The organism is Serratia sp. CY84636, assembly GCF_052166245.1.
Lineage (GTDB): Bacteria > Pseudomonadota > Gammaproteobacteria > Enterobacterales > Enterobacteriaceae > Serratia > Serratia nevei.
Genome location: NZ_JBJNOX010000002.1, coordinates 975,483 through 1,000,103, shown reverse-complemented (window position 1 = coordinate 1,000,103; position 24,621 = coordinate 975,483). Strand labels below are relative to the sequence as shown.

General features: G+C 62.3%; 18 protein-coding genes. 6 read left to right on the top strand and 12 right to left on the bottom strand.

Annotation, left to right across the window (positions count from 1 at the left end):
* Positions 1-33: 33 nt before the first annotated feature.
* Positions 34-2,466 (bottom strand): formate C-acetyltransferase/glycerol dehydratase family glycyl radical enzyme, encoded by a 2,433-nt coding sequence (locus ACJ8QI_RS09220; protein ID WP_442532412.1) that lies wholly within the window; start codon positions 2,464-2,466, stop codon positions 34-36.
* Between the two features lie 4 nt (positions 2,467-2,470).
* Positions 2,471-3,370 carry a glycyl-radical enzyme activating protein gene (locus ACJ8QI_RS09215; protein WP_442532411.1) on the bottom strand — a complete coding sequence of 300 codons (900 nt, stop codon included), beginning with the start codon at positions 3,368-3,370 and terminating at the stop codon, positions 2,471-2,473.
* Between the two features lie 149 nt (positions 3,371-3,519).
* Here ACJ8QI_RS09215 and fsa point away from each other — a divergent pair, with 149 nt between their 5' ends.
* Positions 3,520-4,185 carry a fructose-6-phosphate aldolase gene (gene fsa, locus ACJ8QI_RS09210; RefSeq protein WP_016927538.1) on the top strand — a complete coding sequence of 222 codons (666 nt, stop codon included), beginning with the start codon at positions 3,520-3,522 and terminating at the stop codon, positions 4,183-4,185.
* A 53-nt stretch (positions 4,186-4,238) separates the two neighbouring features.
* On the opposite strand, the gene ACJ8QI_RS09205 is transcribed toward fsa, so the two are convergent.
* Positions 4,239-6,305 (bottom strand): carbon starvation CstA family protein, encoded by a 2,067-nt coding sequence (locus ACJ8QI_RS09205; protein WP_047730578.1) that lies wholly within the window; start codon positions 6,303-6,305, stop codon positions 4,239-4,241.
* Between the two features lie 385 nt (positions 6,306-6,690).
* Between ACJ8QI_RS09205 and ACJ8QI_RS09200 the strand changes: the two genes are divergently transcribed.
* Together ACJ8QI_RS09200 and ACJ8QI_RS09195 are read left to right on the top strand one after the other, a co-directional pair.
* Complete coding sequence (locus ACJ8QI_RS09200) at positions 6,691-7,854, top strand: M20 aminoacylase family protein (RefSeq protein ID WP_442532410.1); 1,164 nt, start codon at positions 6,691-6,693, stop codon at positions 7,852-7,854.
* A 41-nt stretch (positions 7,855-7,895) separates the two neighbouring features.
* Positions 7,896-9,194 carry an MFS transporter gene (locus tag ACJ8QI_RS09195; RefSeq protein ID WP_371935062.1) on the top strand — a complete coding sequence of 433 codons (1,299 nt, stop codon included), beginning with the start codon at positions 7,896-7,898 and terminating at the stop codon, positions 9,192-9,194.
* 65 nt (positions 9,195-9,259) lie between these two features.
* Here ACJ8QI_RS09195 and ACJ8QI_RS09190 read toward each other — a convergent pair whose 3' ends face one another.
* Together ACJ8QI_RS09190 and gloA are read right to left on the bottom strand one after the other, a co-directional pair.
* Positions 9,260-11,194 carry an exoribonuclease II gene (locus ACJ8QI_RS09190; RefSeq protein ID WP_442532409.1) on the bottom strand — a complete coding sequence of 645 codons (1,935 nt, stop codon included), beginning with the start codon at positions 11,192-11,194 and terminating at the stop codon, positions 9,260-9,262.
* A gap of 187 nt (positions 11,195-11,381) precedes the next feature.
* Positions 11,382-11,909 (bottom strand): lactoylglutathione lyase, encoded by a 528-nt coding sequence (gloA, locus tag ACJ8QI_RS09185; RefSeq protein ID WP_015378023.1) that lies wholly within the window; start codon positions 11,907-11,909, stop codon positions 11,382-11,384.
* A gap of 99 nt (positions 11,910-12,008) precedes the next feature.
* On the opposite strand from gloA, the gene ACJ8QI_RS09180 reads away from it, so the two are divergent.
* A complete protein-coding gene (locus ACJ8QI_RS09180; RefSeq protein ID WP_197786688.1) occupies positions 12,009-12,863 on the top strand; it encodes a LysR substrate-binding domain-containing protein in 855 nt (284 codons plus the stop codon).
* Between the two features lie 15 nt (positions 12,864-12,878).
* Here ACJ8QI_RS09180 and ACJ8QI_RS09175 read toward each other — a convergent pair whose 3' ends face one another.
* Complete coding sequence (locus tag ACJ8QI_RS09175; RefSeq protein WP_442532408.1) at positions 12,879-15,185, bottom strand: FdhF/YdeP family oxidoreductase; 2,307 nt, start codon at positions 15,183-15,185, stop codon at positions 12,879-12,881.
* Positions 15,186-15,467: 282 nt separating this feature from the next.
* On the opposite strand from ACJ8QI_RS09175, the gene dacD reads away from it, so the two are divergent.
* Positions 15,468-16,637: a serine-type D-Ala-D-Ala carboxypeptidase DacD gene (gene dacD, locus ACJ8QI_RS09170; protein ID WP_060430144.1), complete on the top strand. Its 1,170-nt coding sequence runs from the start codon at positions 15,468-15,470 to the stop codon at positions 16,635-16,637.
* A gap of 64 nt (positions 16,638-16,701) precedes the next feature.
* The gene (locus tag ACJ8QI_RS09165) at positions 16,702-17,607 is read left to right on the top strand and encodes a LysR family transcriptional regulator (RefSeq protein WP_025303008.1); all 906 of its coding nucleotides are present in this window, start codon (positions 16,702-16,704) and stop codon (positions 17,605-17,607) included.
* Positions 17,608-17,650: 43 nt separating this feature from the next.
* Here ACJ8QI_RS09165 and ACJ8QI_RS09160 read toward each other — a convergent pair whose 3' ends face one another.
* From ACJ8QI_RS09160 to sapA, 6 genes are all read right to left on the bottom strand, one after another.
* Positions 17,651-18,835 carry a CMD domain-containing protein gene (locus tag ACJ8QI_RS09160; RefSeq protein ID WP_442532407.1) on the bottom strand — a complete coding sequence of 395 codons (1,185 nt, stop codon included), beginning with the start codon at positions 18,833-18,835 and terminating at the stop codon, positions 17,651-17,653.
* Between the two features lie 421 nt (positions 18,836-19,256).
* Entirely contained in the window at positions 19,257-20,069 is an 813-nt protein-coding gene (gene sapF, locus ACJ8QI_RS09155; protein WP_033648455.1) for a putrescine export ABC transporter ATP-binding protein SapF, read from the bottom strand.
* Position 20,070: 1 nt separating this feature from the next.
* Positions 20,071-21,063: a putrescine export ABC transporter ATP-binding protein SapD gene (sapD, locus tag ACJ8QI_RS09150; RefSeq protein ID WP_016927551.1), complete on the bottom strand. Its 993-nt coding sequence runs from the start codon at positions 21,061-21,063 to the stop codon at positions 20,071-20,073.
* Positions 21,063-21,953, bottom strand: coding sequence for a putrescine export ABC transporter permease SapC (gene sapC / locus ACJ8QI_RS09145; RefSeq protein ID WP_060418571.1), 891 nt, complete (start codon positions 21,951-21,953; stop codon positions 21,063-21,065). Before sapC ends, sapD begins: the two co-directional genes overlap by 1 nt.
* Positions 21,940-22,905, bottom strand: a complete 966-nt coding sequence (gene sapB / locus ACJ8QI_RS09140; RefSeq protein WP_004930575.1) for a putrescine export ABC transporter permease SapB — start codon at positions 22,903-22,905, stop codon at positions 21,940-21,942. The genes sapC and sapB overlap by 14 nt, the downstream gene beginning before the upstream one ends.
* Positions 22,902-24,551 carry an ABC transporter substrate-binding protein SapA gene (sapA, locus tag ACJ8QI_RS09135; protein WP_442532406.1) on the bottom strand — a complete coding sequence of 550 codons (1,650 nt, stop codon included), beginning with the start codon at positions 24,549-24,551 and terminating at the stop codon, positions 22,902-22,904. The genes sapB and sapA overlap by 4 nt, the downstream gene beginning before the upstream one ends.
* Positions 24,552-24,621: the final 70 nt, after the last annotated feature.

Sequence of the window (24,621 nt, the reverse complement as noted above, 5' to 3'; positions counted from 1 at the left end):
GCCGCCAAGGTGCGGCCGCTAAGAGTCAAAGGTTTAAAGAGTATGTTCTGTGCGCGCAATAATATCATCCTGCGCCTCAGGGGATAATGCGGTAAAGAAGGCGGAATAGCCAGCTACGCGAACCACTAAATCACGATATTGGTCAGGGTGTTGCTTCGCTGCCAGCAGCGTTTCGCGCGACACGATGTTGTACTGCACATGCCAGCCGCGATAGCTCTCGAAGAAGGTGCGCAACATCAGCATCAGCTTTTCCCGATCGCGTGGGTTGTCCAGCGTCGTCGGGTTCAGCTTTTGGTTGAGCAACACGCCGCCGAGGATCGCTTCGGTCGGTAGCTTGGCGAGCGAATTGAACACCGCCGTCGGCCCCAGGTGGTCGGTGCCGGACGCCGGGCTGGCGCCTTCCGCCAGCGGCTGGTGCGCCTTACGGCCATCCGGGGTCGCCAGGGTGGCGGCGCCGAAGGGCACGTTGGCTGAGATAGACGACGTACCGGCGTAGTAGCCGCCGCCGATCGGCCCGCGGCTGAAGCGGGTGTTGCGATACTGCTTCAGTTCCTCGATGTAGGTTTGGTAGGCGCGCACCAGCAGCCGATCGACGTCGTCCACGTCGTTGCCGTATTTGGGCGCGGCGTTGAGCAGCCGCTGGCGCAGCTGTTCGCCATCCAGCCCGGCGAAGTCGTCGGCCAGCGCCGCCGCCAACTGCTGCTGGCCGATTGTCCCTTGCTCGAACACCAGTTTGCGCACCGCCGCCAGGCTGTTGCCGAGGTTGGCGATGCCGACCTGCAGGCCGGAAACCCAGTCGTACTTGGCGCCGCCTTGCTTGATGCTTTTGCCGCGTTCGATGCAGTCGTCCACCAGCGCGGAACAGAGGATATCGTGGGCGTTCTCCTCCAGCACGCTGTCCACCACGCATTCGATCTCAATTGACTTGCGCGTGTAGTAACGGATTTGCCGATCCCACGCTGCCATCACCTGCTCGAAATCGGCGAAGTTCCCTTTGGATAGCGCCTGTTCCTGCGGCAGGAAAATCTGCCCAGAGGTGGCGTCGCGGCCCTGTTCCAGCGCCGCCAGCAGCACGCGGGCGAAGTTGATGAAGCTCATGCCGGTGCAGCGATAGCCCCATTTGCCGCCGACGGCGGTCTCGATGCAGCCGATGGCGGCATAGTCGTAGGCGTCCTGCGGCTCAACCCCCAGTTTGATGAACTCGGGAATGACGATTTCGTCGTTGTTGAACGCCGGCATGCCGAAGCCGCAGCGGATCACCTGCACGCAGGCGTCGAGGAAGTCGGCGCTCATTCCGGCGTGGTAACGTACGCTGAGGTTGGGTTGGGTGGAGCGCAGGCGGCCGCAGGATTCGAGAATGGCGTAGGACAGCGGGTTGACCGCGTCGCACGGCCGGCCGTCGATCAGTTTTTGGCCGCCGATGGTGACGTTTTGGTACAGCGGGCTGCCGGCGGAGGCCTTGGAGTGCGAGCCGGAGCGGATCTTGTTGACCTCCAGCAGCTTCAGCCAGCAGCTGTGCAGCAGCTCGATGGCGTCTTCCCGCGCCAGGTTTTGCTCCAGCTCGACGTCGCGCCGATACCAGGGATAGAGATATTGGTCGAGACGACCAAAGGAAACCGAATGGCCGTTGGATTCGATCTGCAACGTCAGCTGGATGAAATAGCACAGCTGCAGCGCCTGCCAGAAGGTCCGCGGCGGGCGATGGGCGATCAGATCGCAGTTGTCTGCGATAGCCAGCAGCTCGGTGCGCCGCCAGTCGCGGGTTTCGCGTTGCGCCATGTCGCGCGCCAGGCGAGCGAAGCGCAGGATGTGCTCGCTCAGCGCCGCCAGTACGATGTCGATGGCGTTGAGAAACTGCGCTTTGTGCAGGTCTTCCCATTCGGTCAGGTGCAGGCGGCTGCGGCGCGCGTTCACCTTTTCACGCAGGCCGTCGAGGCCTAGCGCCAGCAGCAGCGGGAAGTTGACCGCCAGGTGGGCGTCGCCGGAGGTCATGTTGCCCTCGGCCTTGATGATGCCGGTGGCCAGCAGCGCCTTCTGTTCGTCGGTAAACATGCCGTAGCAGCGATCCTGCACCGTTTGGCCGCGCCACCAGGGGCAAAGACGGTGCAAAATCGCCTTGTTCTCTTCGCTGACCGAGAAGCCGGCGCCCGGCCGGTCGGCCAACTGGTCGATCTCGTTTTCTATCCAGCCGACGGTGTATTCGGGGAAGATCGGCGCGGCGCGCAGCTCACTGGCCTGGTTGCCGACGATCAGCTCGTCGTTGGCGATCCAGATACTGCGCTTCGCCAGGTGGTTGGCCAGCGCCAGCGCACGGCGCACCGGCAGCGGCCGATCCTGATGCTGTTGATAGGCTTCGGTATAGTGCTGCGCGCGTTCGGTGCACACCGGCGGTTTGACGATGTGGATCAGCGCGTTCTTATGCGCCTGAATACGGGCGCTGAGGGTGGTCAAATCCAATATGGTCATGGCGTTATCCTCGCAAAATGGCGGTCAGGCCTTTGGCGCCGGCGTACGCTTCGGCGAAGGCCAGCAGATCGGGCGCGTCCAGCGGCGTGCGGGCGGCGCGGTAGGGCTCGCCGAGCAGGTGATACTTGTTGATGCCCAGCGTGTGGTACGGCAGAAAATGGATCTCCGATACGCCGATCTCGTCGGCGGCGAAGTCGACAATCGCGCGAACAGAGTGGCGATCGGCGTTGAAATCGGGGATCAGCGGCACGCGCACGGTCATTGGCACGCCGTGCGCCGCCAGCCGGCGAAAATTGTTCATCACCCGACGGGCGGAGCCGCCGGTCCAGGTTTTGAAGCGCGCTTCATCGGTGTGTTTGAGATCGGCCAACAGCAGATCCAGCCAGGGCAACGAAGGGGCGATGTAGCGCCAGGGAACGTGCAGACAGGATTCGACGGCGGTGTGGATGCCGGCTTCCCGGCCGCGCCGCAGCAGCTCCGCCGCGATTTCCGGCTGCATAAAGGGTTCGCCGCCGGACAGCGTTAAACCGCCGCCGCTGCGCAGGTAGAAAGGCTTATCCCGCATCACCTCGGCCATGATATCGTCGGGGTTGACCGCGCTACCGCACAGGCTGAGCGCGCCGGTCGGGCAGGCGGCGGCCAGCGCCGCATAGTCGTCTTTGCTGATGACGTCGCGCCGCAGCGTCAGTGCGCCCTCGTCACGTAGCAGGCCTTGCGGGCAGCGCTCGGTGCACAGCGTACAGCCGCTCAGGCACAGGCGCTCGTCAAACAGCAGATCCGCGTGGCGCGAGCGGCTTTCCGGGTTCTGACACCAGTGGCAGCTCAGCGGGCACCCTTTTAAAAAGACCACGCTGCGGATGCCGGGGCCATCATGGGTCGAGTAGCGCTGCAGATTGAAGAACATGAGTCACCCGTTTGGCGTTGCTGAATCTTTCGCCATTAAAGATGTTTCGAATGAAAGTTGAATTGATTTTGGTCAAAAGTTGACAGGGTTTTTGCCCTATGATGATCAGAGTTTGAATCCGCCCACAGAACATGACACAGGAGTCCGTGATGGAGCTTTATCTCGATACCGCCGATGTGACTGCGGTAAAACGCCTGGCGCGCATTCTGCCGCTGCACGGCGTCACCACCAACCCGAGCATCGTGGCGAAGGAAGGCAAGCCGATCTGGGAAGTGCTGCCTGCGCTGCGCGACGCCCTCGGCGGCACCGGCAAGCTGTTCGCGCAGGTGATGGCGGCCGATGCCGAGCGCATGGTGGCGGAGGCGGCGCTGCTCAGCCAGCGCGTACCGGGGCTGGTGGTGAAGATCCCGGCAACCGCCGAGGGGCTGGCAGCGATCAAGAAGCTTAAAACGATGTCCATTCCGACGCTGGGCACGGCGGTATACGGCGCCGGGCAGGGGCTGCTGGCGGCCTTGGCCGGGGCGGAATATGTGGCGCCTTACGTCAATCGGGTAGATGCGCAGGGCGGCGACGGTATCGAAATGGTGCACGAGCTGCAGCAGCTGCTGAGCCTGCACGCGCCGTCGGCGCAGGTGCTGGCCGCCAGCTTTAAAACGCCGCGCCAGGCGCTGGAATGCCTGCTGGCGGGCTGCCAGGCCATCACGCTGCCGGTGGATGTGGCGGAGCAGTTCCTCAGCGCGCCAGCGGTGCAGGCCGCGGTCGAGAAGTTCGAGCAGGATTGGCAGGGGGCTTTCGGCTCCACGCTGCTGGGTTAAAGCCTGGCCAGTAAAAAGGGCGCCGCGGCGCCCTTGCTGGATGACTGAAACGCTTAGCTGCGGCCGGTTTCTTCCCTAAGCGCGGCGCTCACCTCATGCGCCGTCGGCTGTTCGGCACGCAGCGCCCGGCGGATCGCGAAGAAGGCGGCGATCAGCATGGTTACCGCCACCAGCATAAAGAACCCGCACAGCGCGGCGTTGATTTGGTTGCTGAACACGATGGTCTCCATGTCTTTCAGCGATTTGGCCGGCGCAATGATCGTGCCTTGCTCAATGCCGGTGGAGAATTTCTTCGCCTGCGCCAGGAAACCGATGCTCGGTTTCTCGTGGAAGATTTTCTGCCAGCCGGCGGTCATGGAGGTCACGAACAGCCAGGCGGTCGGCAGGATGGTAACCCAGGCGTAACGCTGTTTTTTCATCTTGAACAGCACCACGGTGCCGAGGATCAGCGCCATCGATGCCAGCATCTGGTTGCCGATGCCGAACAGCGGCCACAGGGTATTGATGCCGCCGAGCGGATCGACCACGCCTTGATACACGAAGAAGCCCCAGCCGGCTACCGCCACCGTGGTGCCCGCCAGATTGCCGAACCAGGAACGGTTGTTGGCCAGCTGCGGCACCGCCACGCCCACCAGATCCTGCACCATAAAGCGGCAGGCGCGGGTACCGGCGTCGACGGCGGTCAGGATGAACAGCGCTTCGAACAGAATGGCGAAGTGGTACCAGAAGGCCATCATCGCCCGACTGTTGAACACCTCGCTGATGATGTGCGCCATGCCCACGGCGAAGGTTGGGGCACCGCCGGCGCGCGACAGGATGGAGTTCTCACCTACCTCTTTGGCGATCAGCGCCAGCGTTTCCGGCGTGACGATAAAGCCCCAGCTGTTAATGACCTGCGAAGCATTTTCCACCGTGGTGCCGATCAGCGCCGCCGGTGAGTTCATGGCGAAGTAAACGCCCGGATCCAGCACCGAGGCGCAGATCAACGCCATGATGGCGACGAAAGACTCCATCAGCATGGCGCCGTAACCGATAAAGCGAATGTGGCTTTCGCGTTCCACCAGCTTGGGCGTGGTGCCGCTGGAGACCAGCGCGTGGAAGCCGGAAATGGCGCCGCAGGCGATGGTGATGAACAGGAACGGGAACAGGGCGCCGGCGAACACCGGGCCGCTGCCGTCGATGAAGCGCGAGACCGCCGGCATTTTCATCTCCGGCATGGCGAAGACGATGCCGATGGCCAGGCCGATGATGACGCCGATTTTCATAAAGGTGGAAAGGTAGTCGCGCGGCGCCAGCAGCAGCCACACCGGCAGCACCGAAGCGACGAAGCCGTAGATCACCAGCACCCAGGTCAGGGTGGTGCCGTGCAGCGTGAAGAACGGCCCCCAGTAAGGATCTTGCGCCACGTTGCCGCCGTAAATAATCGCCAGCAGCATCAGCACGAAGCCGATCACCGAGATTTCAGCGATCTTGCCCGGCCGGATAAAACGCATGTAGATGCCCATGAACAGGGCGATCGGGATGGTGGCGGCGATGGTGAACAGCCCCCACGGGCTGTCGGCCAAGGCTTTTACCACCACCAGCGCCAGCGCCGACAGGATGATGATCATCACCCCCAGCGCGCCGAGCATGGTGATCACCCCGGCGAACGCGCCCAGCTCTTGCTTGGCCATTTCCCCCAGCGAACGTCCGTCGCGGCGTGTGGAGATGAACAGCACCAGGAAATCCTGCACCGCGCCGGCCAGCATAACGCCGACCAGGATCCAGATGGTTCCCGGCAGGAAGCCCATCTGCGCGGCCAGAATCGGCCCCACCAGCGGCCCGGCGCCGGCGATGGCGGCGAAGTGGTGGCCGAACAGCACCCATTTGTTGGTGGGCACGTAGTCCAGGCCGTCGTTGTGGCGTTCTGCCGGGGTCAGACGGCGGTCGTCCAGTTCAAAGACCTTATCGGCAATGAACCGGCTGTAGAAGCGGTAGGCGATGCTGTAGCAGGCGACGGCGGCGACCACCAGCCAGACGGCGTTGACGTGTTCGCCGCGGCTGAGCGCCAGCATGGCGAAGGCGAAGGCGCCGACCAACGCCACCAGCAGCCAGATAAGTCCTGACCTGATGTTTTTCATGAAACAACTCCTTGGCGTACAGAGGTAAAAATCGACGTTGTTATTAGGAATGACGTTTTAACAGTAGAAGTTTTGCCGCCGAACCGCGGCAGGTCGGATGAGAAATGTGAAGCAGGTGGGGTTTTAGTGTAAAAACAACGTGATGAAACGGCGTTGGCGCAGGCTGCCGCCCACGCAATCCTCGGCAGTTATTCATTCTGCATTTTCACGGTGCGTACAGCGAATCATCGTCTTTTTTTATTCGGGCACGGCGTCTGGCGAATTATTATTTTATCTGTCGATGCGTGCCGAAATAAAATCATCCGTGCCGTGTTATACCTTTATTTCAACCCGCAGGTTTAATCATTCATAAAATAAATAATAAAGTCACGAAAGGAATTTAATTATGATAAATAAAATCATCGAAGGGTATTTACCGCAGCTCACGGCCATTCGGCACGATATTCATCAACACCCTGAACTGGGTTTCGAAGAGTTTCGCACCAGCGATCTGGTGGCGGATTATCTGAATTCGTGGGGCTATGAGGTGCACCGCGGATTGGCGGGCACCGGCGTGGTGGGCACGCTGCGGGTGGGTGGCGGCGTTAAACGCCTAGGATTGCGTGCCGATATGGACGCCTTGCCGATCGAGGAGAACAACGGCAAGCCCTGGAGCAGCAGCGTGGCCAACCGCATGCACGCCTGTGGCCATGACGGCCACACCACCATGCTGCTCGGTGCCGCTCGTTATCTGGCGCAAACGCGCAACTTCAACGGCACGCTGCACCTGATTTTCCAACCGGCGGAAGAGATGCTGAACGGCGGCGCGCGCATGGTCGAACAGGGGCTGTTCGAGCGCTTCCCCTGCGACGCCATCTTCGCCATGCACAACATGCCGGGGATGCCGCTCGGCGAGTTCTTCTTCCAGCACGGCCCGTTTATGGCCTCGATGGATCAGTTCAACGTGCGGGTGCAGGGGCGCGGCGGCCACGGTGCCATTCCGCAGCTGACGGTCGATCCGGTGCTGGTGGCTTCGCATATCACCGTCGCGCTGCAGAGCATCGTTTCGCGCAATATCGATCCGCTGGAGGCGGCGGTGATCACCGTCGGCAGCATCAAGGCCGGTGAGGCGGCCAACGTGATCCCGGACAGCGCGGAGATGAAGCTCAGCGTGCGCTCGCTGGATCGCCAGGCGCGCGCCACCTTGTTGGCGCGCATTCCGGCGCTGATCGAGGCGCAGGCGGCAAGCTTCGGCGCTCACGCGGTGGTGGAACACGTTAACGGCACGCCGGTACTGGTCAACGACGAAGCGATGACCCGTTTCGCCCACCGCGTGGCGGCACAGCAGTTCGGCGATGACCGCGCACACTACGGCACCCGGCCGCTGATGGGCAGTGAAGATTTCGCCTTCATGCTCGATGCGCATCCGCAGGGCTGCTACCTGATCATCGGCAACGGCGATGGCGAAGGCAGCTGCATGGTGCATAACCCGGGATATGACTTTAACGACGGCTGCCTGGCGGCCGGCAGCCAGTATTGGGGAGCGTTGGCGGAAGCGTATTTAAAATAAACTCGAAAATAATAACAGGGAAGGTAATGATGAGTGAAAATATGGCTGAAACCCAGGCGGCAATAATATCGGCCCCGAAGGCCGGCGGCAAAAAAGTCATATTCGCCGCCTCCTTCGGCAATGCGCTGGAATTTTTCGATTTCGGTATTTATAACTTCTTCGTTATTTACATCAGCGTATTGTTCTTTCCGCCGTCCAGCGATCCGCATCTGGCGTTGCTGTTGGCGTTTGCCACGTTCGGCGTCAGCTTCTTCATGCGGCCGCTGGGCGGCATTCTGATTGGCGCCTATGCCGATCGCCATGGCCGCAAGCCGGCGATGATCCTGACGATTTCCTTGATGAGCCTGGGCACGGCGATGATCGGCTTTGCGCCGACCTACGCCAGCGCCGGCTATTGGGGAACCGTCACGCTGGTGGCGGCGCGCCTGATCCAGGGCGTGGCGGCGGGCGGCGAGGTGGGGGCATCGATGTCGTTGCTGGTGGAGTCGGCGCCGCCCAACCGGCGCGGCTTCTATTCCAGCTGGTCGCTGGCGACGCAGGGCATCGCTACCGTGGTCGGCGGCGTCACCGCGCTGGCGCTCAGCGCGGCCTTGCCGGTGCTTTCCGGCGAGCCGAACGCCATGGCCGAGTGGGGATGGCGCATTCCTTTCTTTATCGGCGTGGCGCTGGCGCCGCTCGGTTGCTGGCTGCGCCTCGGGTTGGAGAGCGATCGGCCGTCGGTGTCGCGGGCTCACGAGCCGCCTGCGCAGTTGCGAAAGTACTCGCGGGCGGTGGTGCTCGGCGTGATGTTGACCATCGGCGCCACCGTCGCCACTTACATCTCGATGTATTATCTCGGCACCTACGCGGTGAAATACCTGGGGATGGCGCAGGCTTACGGCTATGCCGCGATGCTGCTGGCAGGGCTCGTCACCTTCGGCGGCAGTCTGCTGGTCGGGCACTGGTGCGATCGTTACGGCCGTCTGCCGCTGATCCGCGGGTCGCGGATCGCGATTCTGATCGTGGCCCTGCCGGCATTTTGGTGGCTGAGCGCGGTACCGCATCCGGCGGTGCTGCTGCTGATTGTCGCGGTGCTGGTCGGGTTGACCACGCTCGGTTCGGTGCCGACCATGCTGATGATTTCGGAGCTGTTCCCGCAGCGCATTCGGGCGCTGGGGTTTGCTTTGGTCTACAGCCTCGGGGTGGCGATCTTCGGCGGCTTCGCCCAGTACATCGCTTCGCAGTCGATCGCGCTGAGCGGTTCGCTGCTGGCGCCCGCCGTCTATCTGATGCTGGCGACGCTGGCTTCGCTGGCGGTGCTGCCGCTGCTGCGTGAAACCGGCGGCGAGCCGCTGCGCTAGTCGAAAAAAAACGCCGGCGGTTTTCACCGTCGGCGCTTTGCGTTGCGGCCGTTTCAGGCTGGCGTTCAGGCCGCCGGACGGGCGATCACGCTGCGGGTTTCCATGCGCACTTCGGCGATGGTGACCTGCAAGGTGTCGCTCTGGCGGTAAACCACTTCACCCTTGATCTGCACGGTGCCGGTTTCCTGGCTGCACTGCATCTCGTCGCGCACCGCGTGAATAAACGGTGCCGGGATGAAGGCAACCGCACCGTTGTCCAGCAGGCGCACGCGCAGGCCGCCGCGGGTCACGTCGATGATCTCGGCGTTGAAGCGGGTATCGGTACCGGCCTTGTCCTGCAGGAAGCGGGCGTACAGCCAGTCGCCGACGTCGCGCTCCGCCATGCGGTTCAGGCGGCGGCGTTCCGCCAGCTGCACCGTGACGTCATCCTGCGGTTTTTCTGCCGGCTGCTGGTTGATGATCGCCTTCAGCAAGCGATGGTTGACCATATCGCCGTATTTACGGATCGGCGATGTCCAGGTGGCGTAAGCCTCCAGACCCAGACCGAAGTGTGGCCCTGGCGTGGTGCTGATCTCGGCGAAGGTCTGGAAGCGGCGGATGCGGCTGTCGAGGAACTGGGTCGGCTGCGCATCCAGGTGGCGGCGCAGTTCGCAGAAACCGTCGAGGGTCAGCAGCTTCTCGGCCTCGGCTTCCACGCCGTTGGCCTGCAATACGGTGACCGCTTGCTCAACCAGAGCAGGATCGAAACCGGTGTGCACGTTGTACACGCCGAAGCCCAGGCGATCGCGCAGCACGATGGCGGCGCAGACGTTGGCGGCGATCATGCACTCTTCAACGATGCGGTTGGCGCTGCGGCGTTGCTCGGTAACGATCTCGAGCACGTCGCCTTTTTCACTCAGCACGAAGCGGTAGTCCGGGCGGTCTTTGAACACCAGCGCATGCTGATGGCGCCAGGCGTTGCGCGCGTCGCAAACGCGCTTCAGCAGGGTGATTTGTTGCGCGATGGCGTCGCTCGGCGGCTGCCAGCCGGCAATGCCTTCCAGCCAGTCGGAGACTTCGTCGTATACCAGCTTGGCTTTGGATTCGATCTCGGCGGCGAAGAACTGAATATCCTCGCCCAGCGCGCCGTCGGCGGCGATGGTTACGCGGCAAGCCAGCACCTGGCGGCGCTCGTTAGGGCGCAGCGAGCATAGGTTGTCCGACAGATCGCGCGGCAGCATCGGGATGTTGAAGCCCGGCAGGTAGTTGGTGAAGGCGCGCACGCGGGCGATATCGTCCAGCTTGCTGCCTTGTTCGACGTAGGCGGTCGGATCGGCGATGGCGATGGTCAACTGCAGCGAACCGTCGCCGTTGTCGGTCACATACAGCGCATCGTCCATGTCTTCGGTGCTGGCGCTGTCGATGGTGACGAATTCGAGCGCGGTCAGGTCTTCACGCACCAGCGCAGCGGCCGGCTCGCTGAGAGCCTGCATCTCCGGCGCTTCTTTCTCCAGGTTGTGACGCGCCAGCGTCACCCACCACGGGGCGAAATGGTCTTCACCTTCGGTGATAAAGTGGGTCAGATCGGCGTTGAAGCCGCGATCGCCTTTCAGCGGGTGACGGCGCATTTCCGCCACCGCCCAGTCGCCGGCCTGGAAGTTGTGGGTCAATTCACGCACCGGGCGGCACGGAATCGCATCTTTCAGCAACGGATGATCGGGCACGATGGACAGACGGTCGTCGCGCTTTTGCACGCGGCCGACAAAGCGCGACAGGAACGGCTCGACCAGGGTTTCCGGCTCGGCGATTTCGCGCTCTTTCTCGGTGTGCAGGGTGGCGATAATGCGATCCCCGTGCATGACTTTCTTCATGTACGGCGGCGGAATGAAGTAACTTTTTTGACCGTCTACTTCAAGAAAGCCAAAGCCTTTCTCAGTCCCTTTCACTACGCCTTCAACGCGCGGGGTCTGAGAGTGAAGTTGCTGTTTAAGCTGCGCCAGCAGCGGGTTATCTTGAAACATATCGTCCAGTGAATGGGTTGTGAGTGGCAAGATTTGCGGCTGACAGTTTTACGCGAATCACCCGCTGCGAGCAAGCCTAACGTCACGGAACCCCGCGTTGCCACGCGATTTTGCGCAAGAATGGTCAATCGGAGTGCTATCGATGGAAAACCCCGGCGCGAAGGCCGGGGTGAAGGGCGGGTGGCGATCAGTCCCGCAGCGGCGTCGGCTGCAGGATTTCAATCCAGTAATCGTCCGGATCGCGAATGAACGCCACGTAGTTCATACGGCCTTCATGCAGGCGCTTTTGGAAGGTGACGCCGAGGCGCTCAAACCGCTCGCAGGCGGCGCGCACGTCCGGCACCGTGACGCACAGGTGGCCAAAGCCGCGCGGCTCACCGTTGCCGTTGTGGTAGTGGAAATCGGCCTGATTTTCGGTGCCGTGGTTATGGGTCAGCTCGAGAATGCCCGGCTGGCTCAGCGCCCAGCGTTTGCGCTCATCGTCGTCCTGCGGGATCTGTTCACGCGGGCTGCGCGTCAGGTAGCAGATGGTAAAAGCGGCTTCTTCGAACGTTTCCAGATAGACCGGGGTAAAGCCCAGCACGCGGGTGTAGAAATCCAGCGCTTTGGTCAGATCCTTCACGCGGATCATGGTGTGGTTGAACACGTAACCGTCGGTTACCGCGTCCGGTTGGGCCGCCACGCCGGGCAGCGTCAGTAGATCATTCAGTGGCATCAGAGATCCTCCTCAGGGTGTCGGCAGACTGTAGGTGAAATCGATGCTAATCTAAAGTGATTGTTTTTAACTAATACACTAACTAAAAGTGAATGATAGATGAAGCTGAGCCAGCTGAAGTTTTTCTGTACCGTGGTGGAGCACAAAACCATCGCCGCGGCCGCGCGCGAGCTGCACTGCGTGCCTTCCAACGTCACGCTGCGGCTGCGCGAACTAGAGGAGTCGCTGGGCGGCGAACTGTTTTTCCGCGACAAGAATCGGCTGTACGTCAATCCCAAAGGGCGGCTGTTCTATCAGCAGGCGCGCGACATTGTGGCGCAGGCGGAGCGCAGCAAGCAGCTGTTCGCCGGCGAGCATCAGCGTGGGCTGCTGAACCTCGGGGCGCTGGATTTCTCGCTGGTCAGCCATTTGCCGGCGCGCATTGCCCGGCTGCGCCGTTTACAGCCTCATCTGCACATCAACGTGCTGAGCCGCGACTCGCTGGTGCTGGAACGCATGCTGATCGACAGCGATCTCGACCTGGCGATCACCGACGGCCCGATTGAACATCCGCTGCTCGCCAGCCAAAAGGCATTCGATGAACGGCTGGTATTGTTGATGCCGGCCGATGCCGGGGAACCCGACGCCGCCACGCTGGCGCCGCTGGAGTTTTACACGTTCAGCCGCGAATGTTCGTTTCGTCTGAAGGTGGATCACTGGCTGGCCTCGCGTGGGCTGAAACCGCGCATGACGCTGGAAATGGAGTCTTATGCCGCGATGGCGGCCTGCGTACAGGCCGGTTGTGGTGTCGCCTGCGTCCCCGGTTCGTTGCTGCCGCTGATCTTGCCGGCGCCGGGGCTGAAGGTGGTGGAAATGGGCGAAGAGGGGCTGAGCGACCTGTATTTCGTCTGGCGACGGCATCAGCTGTCGGACGAGTTGCAGACCATCCTGGGGATATTGGCGCGCCCGGCGTGAACCGGGCGCGCATTTTCAGGCGATGCGCAGCGAAGGTAGCTGTTCGCTGCGGCGGATCACCACCGGAATCGACTTCGAGGTCGGGGTACCGGTGCCGTCGCCGAAGCTGGCCAGCGGCACCAGCGGGTTGGTTTCCGGGTAGTAGGCCGCCAGGTTGCCACGCGGAATGTCGTAACTCACCAGCTTGAACCCGTTCACTTTGCGCACCACGCCGTCGTTCCACAGGGTTTCTATCTCTACCCGTTCGCCGTCCTGCAGGCCCAGCGCCGCCAGATCCTCCGGATGGATGAACAGCACTTCACGCTGACCGTAAACGCCGCGGTAGCGGTCATCCAGACCATAGATGGTGGTGTTGTACTGATCGTGCGAGCGCAGCGTTTGCAGGGTGAACGGTGCTTTCTCGCTGCCCAGCTGTGGGAACAGGGTGGTCGGCAGCGCGGCGGCGCTGAATTCCGCCTTGCCGCTCGGCGTGGCGAAGCGCAGTTCGGCGGCGGCATTGCCGAGGTAGAAACCGCCGGGCTGGTCGCAGCGCCGGTTGAAATCTTCGAAGCCGGGTATGGTGGCGGCGATGTGATCGCGGATCAGCGAATAGTCGTCGGCCAATTCCAGCCAGTCCAGCTGCTGGGTGCCCAGCACCGCGTCGGCGATGCCGCAGACGATCGCCGTCTCCGAACGTTGGGTCTCCGCCAGCGGCTTGCCGATGCCTTCCGAGGCGTGGACCATGCTGAATGAATCCTCGACCGTAATGTACTGCGAGCCGCTGGCCTGTATGTCCAGCTCGGTGCGGCCGAGCGTCGGCAGGATCAGCGCGTCTTTGCCGGTCACCAGGTGGCTGCGGTTAAGCTTGGTGCTGATATGCACCGTCAAATCGCAGTTGCGCAGGGCACGGGCGGTGCGTTCGGTGTCCGGCGCCGCGGCGGCCAGGTTGCCGCCCAGCGCGATCAGCACTTTCACTTCGCCGCGCAGCATCGCTTCGATCGCTTCCACCGTGTTGTGGCCCAGCGCGCGATTGGCGGTGAAGTTAAAGTGGCGCTCCAGGCTGTCGAGCAGTGCCTTCGGCGACTTCTCGTCGATTCCCATAGTGCGGTTACCCTGGACGTTGCTGTGGCCGCGTACCGGGCACAGGCCGGCGCCCGGTTTGCCCAACTGCCCGAACAGCAGCTGCAGGTTGGTGATTTCACGCACCGTCGCAATAGAGTGTTTATGCTGAGTCACGCCCATCGCCCAGGTGCAGATCACCCGTTCGGCGCCCTGATAGGTGGCCGCCGCCTGGCGCAGCTGCGCCTCGCTCAGGCCCGACTGCGCGGTAATGGTCTGCCACTCGGTGGCGTCTACCTGCGCCAGGTAAGCCTCCACGCCGACGCTGTGCCGTTCGATAAACGCCAGGTCGAACAGGGCGGGCTCGCCGGAGGCTAAACGCTGACGGTGGGTTTCCAGCAGGGCTTTCACCATGCCGCGCACCGCCGCCATATCGCCGCCCAGATTCGGCTGGTAATAGGAAGAGCTGATCGGCGAGGATTTTGGCGTCAGCATCTGTACCGGATCCTGCGGATCGGCGAACCTTTCCAGCCCGCGCTCGCGCAGGGTGTTGAAGCTGACGATACGCGCGCCGCGTCGGGCGGCGTTCTTCAGGCTGTGCAGCATGCGCGGGTGGTTGGTGCCGGGGTTTTGGCCAAACACGAAGATGGCGTCGGCCTTTTCGAAGTCATCGATGCGGATGGTGCCTTTGCCGACGCCGATGCTCTGCTTCAGCCCGACGCCGCTCGCCTCGTGGCACATATTGGAGCAGTCGGGGAAGTTGCTGGTGCCGAGCATGCGGCCGAACAGCTGATAAAGGTACGACGCTTCGTTGCTGGCACGGCCCGAGGTATACAGCTCGATCTGGTTCGGGTTGTCCATGCCGTTGATGTGTTTGGCGATCAGCGCCAGCGCGTCCGGCCAATGGATAGGTTCATAGTGGTCGGTTTCGGCGTTGTAGCGCATCGGATGGGTGAGGCGACCCTGATACTCGAGGAAATAGTCGCTCTGCTGCTGCAGCGTGCTGACGCTGTGGGCGGCGAAGAACTCAGGCTCCACGGCGCTGCGCGTCGCTTCCCAACTGACCGCTTTGGCGCCGTTTTCGCAGAAGCTGAAGGTGCTGTGGTTGTCGTCGCCCCAGGCGCAACCGGGGCAGTCGAAGCCGCGAGCCTTGTTGACGCGCATCAGGTTGCGCATGTTTTTTAGCGTTTGTTTACTGTCGAGGACAAAGCGGGTGGTGGCTTCAAGCGAACCCCAGCCGCCCGCCGGGCCGGTATAAGGCTTGATTGACGGTTTGAATTTCATGGTGACACTTCGCAGGTGGTTGTAGCTAAAAAGTAAACGCTTTTTTATGCGTCTTGCGTATTTATGTCACAAGTTTAGGGGCGCTGCGGGGTGGCGTCTAATCGAATGGGGCAATGGCGGCATAGAGCGCATCTATCGCCGGCGGGCAGTGCCGTAAACAAATGGTTGCATAAAGACACCCGCTGCAAAAGAGTAATGGTTTCGTCTGAAAGTGAATTCATGCAGTCTATCTCGCGGATTATATTGGCATTTTATTCAGCCTGCGGGCCTGAGGAACACAGCGTGAAGCGTTCAGTATCAGTGGTAATCGGCGGCATATTGCTGCCTTTAGCGGCGCAGGCGGCGGAAACGACGCCCAATTTTCCTACCATGACCCCGCCGGCGATAGACGCCGCCTCTTACGTTTTGATGGATTACACCACCGGCCAGGTGTTGGCCGCCGGCAATGCCGACGAACGGCGCAACCCGGCCAGCCTGACCAAACTCATGACCGGGTTGGTGATCGACCACGCGCTCGATCAGCACAAGATTGGCCTCGACGATGTCGTCACCGTGGGGAAAGACGCCTGGGCGCAGGGCAACCCGGTGTTCAAAGGATCTTCGTTGATGTTCCTGAAGCCAGGTGACAGGGTCACGGTACGCGATCTCAGCCGCGGTATCATCATCGATTCCGGCAACGACGCCTGCGTAGCGATGGCGGATTATGTGGCGGGCAGCCAGGCCAACTTCGTCAAGCTGATGAACGAGAAGAGCGCGCAGCTGGGCCTGCAGAACACCCATTTCGAAACGGTACACGGGCTGGATGCGCCAGGGCAGTTCACCACCGCCGGCGATCTGGCGGTGATTGCGCGCGCCATCATTATGAGTGAACCGGCGGAATACCATATGTACAGCGAGAAGTCGCTGACCTGGAATGGCATCACGCAGCAGAACCGCAATGGCCTGCTGTGGGATAAGACGCTGCACGTCGATGGGCTGAAAACCGGGCACACCGCCTCGGCCGGCTTCAACATCATCGCCTCCGCCACCGAAGGGGATCGCCGCCTGATCGCCGTGGTGATGGGCGGCAAAAGCGCTAAAGGGCGTGAGGAGCAGGCGCGTAAGCTGTTGACTTGGGGGCTGCGCGACTTTGCCACCGTACACCTGTTCAGCGCCGGCCAGAGTCTGGGGGAAGAGCCGGTCTGGTACGGCGAGAATCACCGGTTACCGGTCGGTAGCGCGCAAGAGCAGTCGCTCAGCCTGCCGAAAAGCGAGGCGGACAAGCTGAAGGCGCAGTACGTGATCAATGCCGCACGGCTGGAAGCGCCGATTGGCAAAGGGCAGACCGTTGGCGAGATCCGCATCAGCGACAATGGCCAGGTGGTGAAAACCTTGCCGCTGGTGGCGCTGCAGGCGGTGCCGCAGGGCGGCGTGTTCTCGCGCCTGGTGGATTACGTGAAGCTGAAGCTCTGACTCGCCGGGCGGACGACGGTGCCCGGTGGTATACTGGTGCGAATGCCGATCATTGAGCCGCGCTATGGATATTAAACAACTGATTTATTTGTGTAATTTAGAACGAGAACGTCACTTCGGCCGGGCGGCGGAGGCCAGCTTCGTTAGCCAGCCGACGCTATCCATGCGATTGAAAAATCTGGAAAAAGAGCTGGGTGTTTCGCTGATTAACCGCGGCAACCATTTCGGCGGTTTTACCGCCGAAGGCGAGCGGGTGCTGGCGTGGGCGCGTGAGATCGTCTCTGTTTACCAGGGGCTGAAGCTGGAGGTGGAGTCGCTCAAGCACGGCTTGCACGGCACGCTGCGCCTTGGCGTGGTGCCGCAGTGCAGTATCTCGGTATCGGAAATGCTCAAGGCGGTCAGCGAGCGTTACCCGCATCTCGATTACCGGCTGGCGGTGCTGAGCGCCGATCAGCTGCTGGAGGCGCTGACGGCGCATACCGTCGACATCGGCATCGGTTTTTTCGAGCTGTCGACCTTAAAGGAGCTGCACTTCCAATCGCAACCGCTGGTGGAAACCGGCGTCGAGCTGGTATTTCATCCGCAACACTTTCCGAAGCTGGTGGGCGATACGCCGTTGCCGCTGGAAGCGGTGGCCGCTTTGCCGCTGTGCCTGGCCGAGCCGACGCGTTATTTCCGCCGCTATCTCGATCAACACTTCCGCGACGCCGGGTTGACGCTGCACACGCGGCTGGAAACTGCCTCGATCTTCCAACTGCTGGAGGGGATTTTCGTCGGCCTGGGCTGCGGGCTGTTTCCGCGCGGCCAGCTGCAATCGCCGCTGATGCCGGCGTTGCAGCGCCGTCCGGTGGCCATCGGCGCTATGCCGCGTCATGCGGCGGTGGTGGTCGATATGGCAGAGCGCGCCACGCCGTTGGCGCAAAAATTCTTCGACGCCGCCAGCGAGTGGCTGCGTCAGCAGAATGTCTAAAACGCGGCGTATCACGGCCGGTAATCAGGCCGCGTAGCGGTCTTCAGTCGGCGGCGATGAAAGATTCGGCATCGCCCAGCGTTTGGCGCAGGCGATTTTCCCAGGCGTAGAGCGCGGCGGTGAGGATCACTTCCAGCGCCTGTGCCTGATTCAGACCGCTGTTGAACAACGGCTGCACGCTCTGCGGGGTGAATTTCTCCGGTGCGCGCGTCAGCTCGGCGGCGGTGTGGATCACCGCGCGTTTGACCGTGTCCTCGGTAGATGCCAATCCCTGAGGCAGCCCGGCGAACAGCGCCTGTACCAATCCGTCATCCTGCAATTCATGCGCCACCGTAGCCGCGCAGTAGCGGCTGCCGTTGATGCGCGAGACCGCCAGCGTCGCCAGCGCTTTCAATCGGCTCGACAACCCATATCCTTCGGCATTGATGCCGTTAAACACGCCGTTGCGCTCACGCAGTGCGGCGGCATCGTGCGCCAGCAGCAGGTAATAAGATTCGGCGCGCGCCTGCGGGTGGCTCTGATCCAGCACGTCAAGCTGTTCGGCGGCGGCGGCTTCCGTGTCGATTGGCGGCAGGCGCGCAGTCCAGCTTAACTCTTCGGCACTGAAGGTTACGCCATCGGCGTCTTCGACGTTCGGGAAACCGGGCACCACCACCGCCGGTCGGCCGGCCAACGCCGCTACGCCCGCCACCACGCGCGCTTGGTAGCTGACAAAACCGATGATTTGCGAAAAGGTGACGATATCCGCCGGGCTCAGCCCGACGTCGCCAAGCTGCTGCAGCGCTCTGCGGCAAATCAGCGTGGGCTGGCTGGCGAGCTGGCGGGCGTATTGGGTGATCTGGGCGAGGCGGATATTGCTTTCCCGGGAGGCGTCCGGGCTGTGCAGCGGGGCGAGGCGGGCGGCGTAGTGGCTACAGAGCGACTGCACGCCGGTCACCTGAGCGACGGTCAGCGCGGTGCTGAGTCGATCATAGGGTGACAATGTCACGTATCGTGATAGCGACACCTGGTCGGGAAACAGGGCGTGGTAACCGGCCAGCGAGGCGTTGAATACCCCGGCGCGGGCGCCGAGCGCAGCGTTTAACGCTTCATCGGCGAAGGCGCCCAACCCCAGCAGAAAACGATCGCGCAGGGTAGCCGCCTGTGGCTCCAGCGGCGCATCGCCCCGCACGCTGCTTTGGGTTTCGTGATACCACTGGGCATTATGTTGTCGACGGAGTCGTTCCATAGGGTCAATCCTTAATCATGAGCAACAGCCACCGGTGCGTGCGGCAGCGGCGGCTGGACAAAGAGTCAACATGCCCGCAGGCGGGGCGAAAGGTAGATTTAGCGCAGCTCATCGCAGCACAGCGCGTGGCCGTAAACAGAGAAACCGGCGGCCAGCGTGAGCAGAAACTGCGTGAGGCGGCGATGGCGAAGGCTGTTCATCAGTGCGATATCCTGTCGTATGAGAGGCTCAACGTAGGGGATATCCTCACCGATCGCCCTGGCGAGATAAAATAATGTTACGGACTAATCAATAACTGAAAGGAATAAAATATAAGGATATATAACAAGAATGTAATTTGTATGTGCGTTTTCTCGCTAAGCGGCAGGCACGCGCGGCAATAAAAAACCCGCCGCAGCGGGTTTGCATGTACAGCCGTGGCTCAGAAACGCCCGCCGTCGCGTCGCCAGGCGTCGGCGGTCAGCGCCTCGCCGAAGTGGCTGGCGATAAGTCGCTTGGTCAATTCGTGCAGCGGCGCCGCCAATACCTCGGCGGTGCTGCCGCGCTCGACGATTTCCCCTTCGTGCATCACCAGCACCTGGTCGCTGATATGCTTCATCATGCCGAGGTGCTGGGTGACATAGATATAGGAAATACCGTGTTTTTCCTGCAGCTCAAGCATCAGGTTGATGATTTGCGAGCGCATCGACATGTCCAGCGAGGCCAGCGCCTCATCGGCGACGATCACTTTCGGCTGCAGGATCAGCGCACGCGCCAGCGCGACGCGCTGTTTCTGCCCGGAAGCCAGCATGTGCGGATAGTAGTAGGCGTGATCCGGCAGCATGCCGACCTGGCGTAATGTCTGGTTGATGCGCTGCTCGCGCTCGGCGGGTTCCAGACTGGTGTTCAGCCGCAGCGGCGCGTCCAGCAGCTGGCCGATGCGCTGGCGCGGATTGAGCGAGGTGCTCGGATCCTGAAAAATCATGCGAATGCGCTGGCTGCGATAGCGATAATCGCCGAATTCCAGCGGATGATCGTCGATCAGCAGTTCGCCGGCGGTCGGTTCCACCATGCCGGAGAGCATCTTCGCCAGCGTGGATTTGCCGGAGCCGTTCTCGCCGATTACCGCCAGCGTCTGGCCTTCGCGCAGGGTAAAGCTGACCGATTTCACCGCCTCGACGTGCTGGCGGCGGAACAGCCCGGTGCGGTAGCGGTAGGTTTTGCTCAGGTTGCGCACTTCCAACAGCGTTTCCATGTTATTGCTCCTCCATGTTCAGCGGGAAGTGGCAGGCAAAGAAGTGGTTTTTGACCGGGCGCAGGCGCGGTGTTTCGATGCACTTCTTCTGTGCGTAAGGGCAGCGCGGCCCCAAGCGGCAGCCGATCGGCAGGTGTTCCAGCGAAGGAATGGCACCCGGCAGCGTGTTCAACCGGCTCTTGTGCGGCAGCGAGCGGCCGAAGTCCGGCATAGCGCGGATCAGCGCCTGGGTGTAAGGGTGGTGCGGCGCCGCCAGCAGCTCTTCGCACTGGGCGCTTTCCACCGTTTGCCCGCAGTACAGCACGTTCACCCGGTCGGCCCACTTGCTCATCATCTGCAAATCGTGGCTGATCAGCAGGATGGTGGTGTTGTTGTTCTGATTGAGGCGCGCCAACAGGCGGAAAATCTGCGCCTGGGTGGTCGGTTCCATGGCGTTGGTCGGCTCATCGGCGATCAGCAGGCGCGGTTGGTTGGCCAGCGCGATGGCGATCATCACTTTCTGGCACTCGCCTTCCGTCAGCTCGTACGGGAAGCTGCCCATGATGTCGTCATGATCCTTGATGCCGACGCGGTGCAGCAACTCGATGGCGCGGCGTTTGCGCCAGTTGAAGCGCTGCCACCAGTGGCCCTTGTAGGTCCAGCCCGGGATGGCCTGCGCCAGCTGGCGGCCGATGCTCTCGGAAGGGTCGAGACAGGACTGCGGCTCCTGGAAGATCATCGAGACGTTGTGGCCCACTAGCTTGCGCCGCTCGCGCGGGCTCAGCTGCAGCAGATCGATGTCGTCGAAGCGGAAACGATCGGCGGTGACGCGCCAGTTGTCTTTGGTCACGCCGCAGATGGCTTTGGCGATCAGACTCTTGCCGGAGCCCGATTCGCCCACCAGGCCGCGCACCTCACCCTCGGTCAGCGTCATGCTGACGCGATCGACCGCCTTGACCGGCCCTTCGGCGGTCATAAATTCAATCGTCAGATTGCGGATATCAAGTAACGGCATTATTCCACCCCGGCATTGATTGCGCGGCGCATACCGTCGCCCAACAGGTTAACCAGCAGCACGCTGACGAGGATGGCCGCGCCGGGCAGCATCACCGTCCAGGGCGCGACGTACACCAGCTCAAGCGAATCGCCGAGCATCGCTCCCCATTCCGGCGAAGGCAGCTGCGCGCCGAGATCGAGGAAGCCGAGCGCGGCGATATCCAAAATGGCCATCGACAGCGCGCGGGTGAACTCGGTCACCAGCACCGCCGCAATGTTCGGCATCACTGCGTACCACAGGATCTGCAGCGTGGAAGCGCCATCAAGCCGCGCCGCCACCACGTATTCTTTATCCAGCTCGTCGTGCACCGCGCTGTAGATGGTGCGCACCATGCGCGGCAGCAAGGCGAGCCAGACCGCCAGCATGGCGTGTTCAAGTTTGGGGCCGATAAACGCCACCACCACGATCGCCAGCAGCAGCGAGGGAATGGACAGCAGGGTATCGAGAATGTGGTTGAGCACCGCCGAGCGCAGCCCGTGAGTGACGCCGGCGAACACGCCGAGGATCACCCCGCAGAACGCCGCAGCCAGCGTCACCGCCAGCGCCGAGCCGAAGGTGGCGGCAGTGCCGGTCAACAGGCGGCTGAGGATGTCGCGCCCGAGATCGTCGGTGCCGAGAAAGAACGACACGTTGCCGTAGCGTGACCAGGAAGGCGGCAGCAGCTGATAACCGAGGAACTGCTGATCCAGCGCGTAGGGCGCCAGCAGGCTACCGAACAGCGACAGCAGCAGCAGGGCTATCACGCCGTAAAAACCGATCATCGCCAGCGCGTCGCCGTAGAAAATCCGCCAGGTGTAGCGCAGCGGGCTCGGCATCTTTTTCTCGCGGTATACGTTATCGAAGGGCATACCATTCCTTATGTTTCAGCGGGTTGGTTGCCGCACCCAGAATGTCGGCCAGGACGTTAATGGTGATCACCAGCGTGCCGACCACCATGACGCCGGCGGAGATCGCCGCATAGTCCTGCTGGCGAATGGCGTTGATCAGCCACCGGCCGAGGCCCGGCCAGCTGAACACCACTTCGGTGATCATCGCGAGCGTGAGCATGGTGGAGAACTGCAGCCCCAGCTTGGGCACGATTGGCGGAAGCGCATTGTGCAACACGTGGCGGCGAATGATGGTGAAGCGTGACAGGCCGCGGGTGGCGGCGGCCTTGATGTAGTTTTGGCTCAGCACGTCGTCGGTGCTGATGCGCATCAGGCGCACCACTTCGGTGGTGGGCGCCACCGCCAGCGCGGCGATCGGCAGGATCATGTGGCGCAGGGCGCTGCCGATCATCTCGGCGCGGTATGGCGAGTCCGACAGCCAGGCGTCAATCAGCGCGAACCCGGTGATCGGCTTCACCTGATACAGCAGGTCGAAACGGCCGGAAACCGGCAGCCAGCCCAGGTGCAGCGAGAAGAACAGCATCAGCAGCAGCGCCAGCCAGAACACCGGCATCGAAAAGCCCAGCAGCGCGAAGGTGCTGATGGCGGTGTCCTGCCATTTGCCGCGCAGCACGCCGGCGATGATGCCCAGCGGAATGCCGATAAACAGCGCCAGGGCGAAGGCCAGCAGGCACAGTTCCATGGTAGCCGGGAACACTTCGCGCAGCTGTTCGCTGATCGCCTGGCCGTTGATGCTGGAGACGCCGAAGTCCCAGTGCAGCAGGCTGACGAAGTAGAACTGATAGGCGTCCAGCAGGGCGGCGCCGTTCAGCGGCGCGCGCGGCGTGAAATAGCTCAGGCTGAAGCTGACCAGCGTCAGGAAGAACAGCGTGATCAGCAGCAGCAGAATGCGGCGCAGGGTAAAGATAATCACTTTTTCACCTCCGGCGCGGATTCACGGTACACCCCGGCGAACGAGGCGTTGCCGAACGGGCTCAGCACCAATCCCTTGATGTCGTAGCGGTAGGCCTGCAGCCGCAGGGAAGAGGCCAGCGGCAGCACCGGCAGTTGCTGCTCGAGGATCTTCTGCGCCTTACGGTAGTTGTCGATGCGCTGAGACAGCTGCTGCGACAACAGCGCGTTCTGCAACACCTCGTCGAAGCCCGGGTCACACCAGTGAGCATAGTTGGTTTGCGAACGGATTGCCGCGCAGCTCAGCAGCGGCCGGAAGAAGCTGTCCGGGTCGTTGCTGTCGGTGGCCCAGCCGGTCAGGGTCAGATCGTGGTTCATCTCCATCAGGCGCGCCTCCTGGAAGCGCCCCTCTACCGGCACGATGGTGACGTTGATGCCCACCTGGCCGAGATCGGCCTGGATCAGCTCGGCGGTTTTCAGCGGGCTTGGGTTGTAAGATTGCGAGGCGGTCGGCACCCACAGCTTCAGGTTCAGCTGGCCGACGCCGGCCTGCCGCAGCATCTCGCGCGATTTGGCCGGATCGTACTCGGTGACGTGCGCGTCGTTGTCATAGGCCCAGGAGGCGCGCGGCAGGATTGAGGCGGCGGTTTCCGCCGTGCCGTAATAGATCGACTGCATCAACCGCTGGTTGTTGATCGCCAGCGAGATCGCCTGGCGCACGTTGAGGTTGTCGAGCGGCGGTTTGCGGGTGTTGAACGCCAGGTAGGCGATGTTCATCCCCGGGCGCAGCGTCAGGCGCAGGCGCGGATCGTCGCGCAGGATAGACAGCTGGCTGGCCGCCGGATAGGCCAGCACGTCGCATTCGCCGGTCAGCAGCTTGGAAAGGCGGCCGGTGCCGCCTGCGCCCAGATCGATCACCACCTGCGGCATGCGCGGCAGGCCTTTCCAGTAGGCGGCGTTGCGCGCCAGGCGAATATATTGCCCCGAGCGGTATTCATTGAGCAGGAACGGGCCGCTGCCGACCGGCTCGCGGTCGATCAGCTCCTGGTGGCCTTCGCGCGTCAGCGTGTCGGCGTATTCAGCGGACAGCACCGGCGCGTAGTGGGTCGCCAGGTGCCACAGGAACGAGGCGTCCGGCGACTGCAGGCGGATCTCCACCGTGTAGTCGTCGAGCTTTCTCACGCTCTGCACCGAATCACCGAACTGCAGGCTGTCGAAATAGGGGTATTCGCCGCCGTTGACGTCGTGATACGGGTGTTTTTGGTCAAATACGCGCGCGAAGCTGAACACCACATCGTCGGCGTTCATCTTGCGGGTGGGCGTGAACCAGGCGGTGGTCTGGAACGGCACGTCCTTGCGCAGATGGAAGCGGTAGGTGGCGCCGTTGTCCAACACTTCCCAGCTTTGCGCCAGCTCGGGGATCAGCCGGTAGGTGTAGGGATCGACATCCAGCAGACGATCGTACAGCTGGGCGGCCAGGGTATCCACCGTCAGGCCGCTGCTGGCCATTTGCGGGTTGAAGGTATTCAGTATGCCGCTGACGCAATAGACAAAGCCGCTCTGGCGAATGTCCGGCAGCGGCGCCGCGACGGGCGCGGGCGGTGTGGTCGCGGCCAGGGCAGAGCCCGTCAGGCACAACGACAGTATCCAAAGGGGTAAACCACGCATAGAGGCTCATGGGTTTAATCAGCAATAGCGTTAGTGTATCGCACTCTGACCAGCAGCCCAATCCATTGAG

Coding starts and splice junctions, on each gene's coding strand:
- ACJ8QI_RS09190 (WP_442532409.1), bottom strand. CDS start 11,194: ATGTTTCAAGATAACCCGCTGCTGGCGCAGCTTAAACAGCAACTTCAC.
- ACJ8QI_RS09165 (WP_025303008.1), top strand. CDS start 16,702: ATGGATATTAAACAACTGATTTATTTGTGTAATTTAGAACGAGAACGT.
- ACJ8QI_RS09220 (WP_442532412.1), bottom strand. CDS start 2,466: ATGACCATATTGGATTTGACCACCCTCAGCGCCCGTATTCAGGCGCAT.
- ACJ8QI_RS09180 (WP_197786688.1), top strand. CDS start 12,009: ATGAAGCTGAGCCAGCTGAAGTTTTTCTGTACCGTGGTGGAGCACAAA.
- fsa (WP_016927538.1), top strand. CDS start 3,520: ATGGAGCTTTATCTCGATACCGCCGATGTGACTGCGGTAAAACGCCTG.
- ACJ8QI_RS09160 (WP_442532407.1), bottom strand. CDS start 18,835: ATGGAACGACTCCGTCGACAACATAATGCCCAGTGGTATCACGAAACC.
- ACJ8QI_RS09215 (WP_442532411.1), bottom strand. CDS start 3,370: ATGTTCTTCAATCTGCAGCGCTACTCGACCCATGATGGCCCCGGCATC.
- ACJ8QI_RS09175 (WP_442532408.1), bottom strand. CDS start 15,185: ATGAAATTCAAACCGTCAATCAAGCCTTATACCGGCCCGGCGGGCGGC.
- sapD (WP_016927551.1), bottom strand. CDS start 21,063: ATGCCGTTACTTGATATCCGCAATCTGACGATTGAATTTATGACCGCC.
- ACJ8QI_RS09205 (WP_047730578.1), bottom strand. CDS start 6,305: ATGAAAAACATCAGGTCAGGACTTATCTGGCTGCTGGTGGCGTTGGTC.
- sapF (WP_033648455.1), bottom strand. CDS start 20,069: ATGGAAACGCTGTTGGAAGTGCGCAACCTGAGCAAAACCTACCGCTAC.
- gloA (WP_015378023.1), bottom strand. CDS start 11,909: ATGCCACTGAATGATCTACTGACGCTGCCCGGCGTGGCGGCCCAACCG.
- ACJ8QI_RS09200 (WP_442532410.1), top strand. CDS start 6,691: ATGATAAATAAAATCATCGAAGGGTATTTACCGCAGCTCACGGCCATT.
- sapC (WP_060418571.1), bottom strand. CDS start 21,953: ATGCCCTTCGATAACGTATACCGCGAGAAAAAGATGCCGAGCCCGCTG.
- sapA (WP_442532406.1), bottom strand. CDS start 24,551: ATGCGTGGTTTACCCCTTTGGATACTGTCGTTGTGCCTGACGGGCTCT.
- ACJ8QI_RS09195 (WP_371935062.1), top strand. CDS start 7,896: ATGGCTGAAACCCAGGCGGCAATAATATCGGCCCCGAAGGCCGGCGGC.